Raw genomic sequence first — 2736 nt, forward strand, 5'->3', positions numbered from 1 at the left:
GTGTCCCCCGAGGACGACACCCCCGCCGACGACGACCCCGACCTCGACGAATCCGCCCTCTCCGGCCGCGACCTGATCGTCCGCGAACTCGGCGCCACGGTCTTGGACGAGTTCTCCCACGACCAGTAAGGAGCGCGTGGCGGCTGCGGGTCCGCTGTGGCCGGTCGCGCAGTTCCCCGCGCCCCTGAGGTGGGGACAGCGGGAGTGGGCTGGAGGGCGTCGTGGCTCGTCGCGCCCCACGAGGCCCGGCTCGGCGAGCGGACCGACAAGGCATTTCGACCCACTTCCGCCATGCCGCCCCCCAGGGGCGCGGGGAACTGCGCGACAAGCCCCGTGGCCCCGCAGCCGCCCACCCGCAAGGCGTGCCTCGGCGAGTGAGCGGGCCCAGCTCTCCGGCCCACTCTCACCGCACCCACCCCAGGGGCGCGGGGAACTGCGCGATCAGCCACGACAGACCCGCAGCCGCCAACGAATTCACGCCCCCGATCCCGCCGCGCCCCGCCCCCGCCAGACCGCCTCGTAGGTTCCTACAACTTCCCCACCCCCCGACCTTCGGCAACCCAGCCGATAAGCTGACCCCCGTGAAGGTCCTCGTCATCGGCGGCGGCGCCCGCGAACACGCCCTGTGCCGCTCACTGTCCCTCGACCCCGACGTCACCGAAGTGCACTGCGCGCCAGGGAACGCGGGCATCGCCGAAGTGGCCCAGCAGCACCAGGTGGACGCGCTCGACGGCAAGGCTGTCGCGGCGCTGGCCACGGAGCTGGAGGCCGGCCTGGTCGTGATCGGCCCGGAGGCCCCGCTGGTGGCGGGCGTCGCCGATGCCGTGCGCGAGGCGGGGTTCCCGGTCTTCGGCCCGTCCCGCGAGGCAGCCGTGCTGGAGGGCTCGAAGGCGTTCGCGAAGGACGTCATGGCCACGGCCGGCGTGCCCACCGCGCGCTCGTACGTCTGCACCACCCCCGACGAGGTCGCCGAGGCGCTCGCCGCCTTCGGGGCGCCGTACGTCGTCAAGGACGACGGGCTGGCCGCGGGCAAGGGCGTCGTCGTCACCTCGGACGTCGAGGAGGCCAGGGCGCACGCGGCCGGGTGCGAGCGGGTGGTGATCGAGGAGTTCCTCGACGGCCCCGAGGTCTCGCTCTTCGCGGTGACGGACGGCGAGACGGTCGTACCGCTCCAGCCCGCGCAGGACTTCAAGCGCGCGCTCGACGGCGACGAGGGCCCCAACACCGGTGGCATGGGCGCGTACTCCCCACTGCCGTGGGCCGATCCGGAGCTGGTGGACGACGTGCTGCGCACGGTGCTCCAGCCGACCGTGGACGAGCTGCGCAGGCGCGGCACCCCCTTCTCCGGCCTGCTGTACGCGGGCCTGGCGATCACCTCGCGCGGGGTACGGGTCATCGAGTTCAACGCCCGCTTCGGCGACCCCGAGACCCAGGTCGTGCTGGCCCGCCTGAAGACCCCGCTCGCCTCGCTCCTGCTCGCCTCCGCCAACGGCACCCTCGCCGACCTGGAGCCGCTGCGCTGGAGCGAGGACGCGGCCGTCACCGTGGTCGTCGCCTCGCACAACTACCCCGGCACCCCGCGCACCGGCGACCCGATCACCGGCCTGGCCGAGGTGGCCGCCGAGGACGCCCCGCACGCCTACGTCCTGCACGCCGGGACGAAGCAGGACGGGAACACCGTCGTCAGCGCGGGCGGCCGCGTGCTGTCCGTCACGGCCACCGGCGGGGACCTCGCCGAGGCCCGCGAGCGGGCGTACCGCGCGGTGGCCCGGATCGGTCTCGACGGCTCGCACCACCGCACCGACATCGCGGCGAAGGCGGCAGACACGGCCACGACCATGGCGTGAAAGCCCCTCGCTCGACCTCAGGCCCCGGACCCCGAAATCCGGGGCCTGACCTTTGCCGTCTGTCACCCAGCTCTGACCAAGGCCATTCCATCGAGTGAGCAATGCGCTATCCGGCTGACGGGGGCCGGGGCCCCAACTATGGTGCGGCGCAAGCGGTCCGGCACTTGGCCCACCGGCATTGCGATGTCAGTGACGGGTGCCACAGTGGGGGAGTGGGCACCGCCAGGACAGCACGCGATCGGCAGGCAGGGGTTGAGCGTCGCGCATGACCGGAACCGGTGGGGAGCTGGGCGCCAGGGCCGCGCGTTCGCGCGCGCTGGCCGTGCTGCGGGTGCGCAGCAGGGCGCTGGCCGTGGCGCTGCTGCCCGCGGCCGCCGAGGTGATCCTGCTGACCGGCGCGGCCACCGGCCAGTTCACCGGCCGGGGCTGGGACACGGCCCGCTGGGTGGTGGGTGTCCTCGCCGTGCTGGTGCTGCTGGCGGCCGCCGGCATCGCCCTGGTCGTGGCCCGCGCGCGCCCCGCCGCGAGCCCCACGGTCCCGGTGTCCGAGCGCTCCGCCCCCGACCTGTACCGGATGGTGCGCGACCTGGCCGACCGGCTGGACGTGCCCGCGCCCTCCGCGATAGCGCTCACCCCGGACTGCGACAGCTGGCTCGAGGACCGTACGCACCCGGCGCACGTCCCGCCCGTCACCCGCGCGCACGACGAGCCGGTGGTCCCCGGCGCCCGCCCTGAGCGGCGGTTGGCCGTTCCGGCGCCGGTGCTGGTGATCGGGTCGCCCTTCCTGTGGTGGATGCGCGTCGCGGAACTGCGCGCGGTGCTCGCCCCGGTCGTCGCCGGTACGGGCCCGTCCGCGCAGCCCGACATAGCCGCCGCCCGCCGCTTCGTG

1 protein-coding gene and 2 pseudogenes are annotated in these 2736 nt (G+C 74.5%); all 3 read left to right on the forward strand.

Features of this window, described 5'->3' with window-relative positions; translation table 11 throughout:
• A pseudogene (locus GT030_RS32315) lies at window positions 1–129 on the forward strand (DNA polymerase III subunit gamma/tau); the annotation flags it as partial.
• Window positions 130–581: 452 nt separating this feature from the next.
• The gene (gene purD, locus GT030_RS32320) at window positions 582–1847 is read left to right on the forward strand and encodes a phosphoribosylamine--glycine ligase (RefSeq protein ID WP_161204125.1); all 1266 of its coding nucleotides are present in this window, start codon (window positions 582–584) and stop codon (window positions 1845–1847) included.
• A 265-nt stretch (window positions 1848–2112) separates the two neighbouring features.
• A pseudogene (locus tag GT030_RS32325) lies at window positions 2113–2736 on the forward strand (hypothetical protein); the annotation flags it as partial.

The organism is Streptomyces sp. SID1328 (assembly GCF_009865595.1).
In the GTDB taxonomy this organism is placed as follows: domain Bacteria; phylum Actinomycetota; class Actinomycetes; order Streptomycetales; family Streptomycetaceae; genus Streptomyces; species Streptomyces griseoluteus.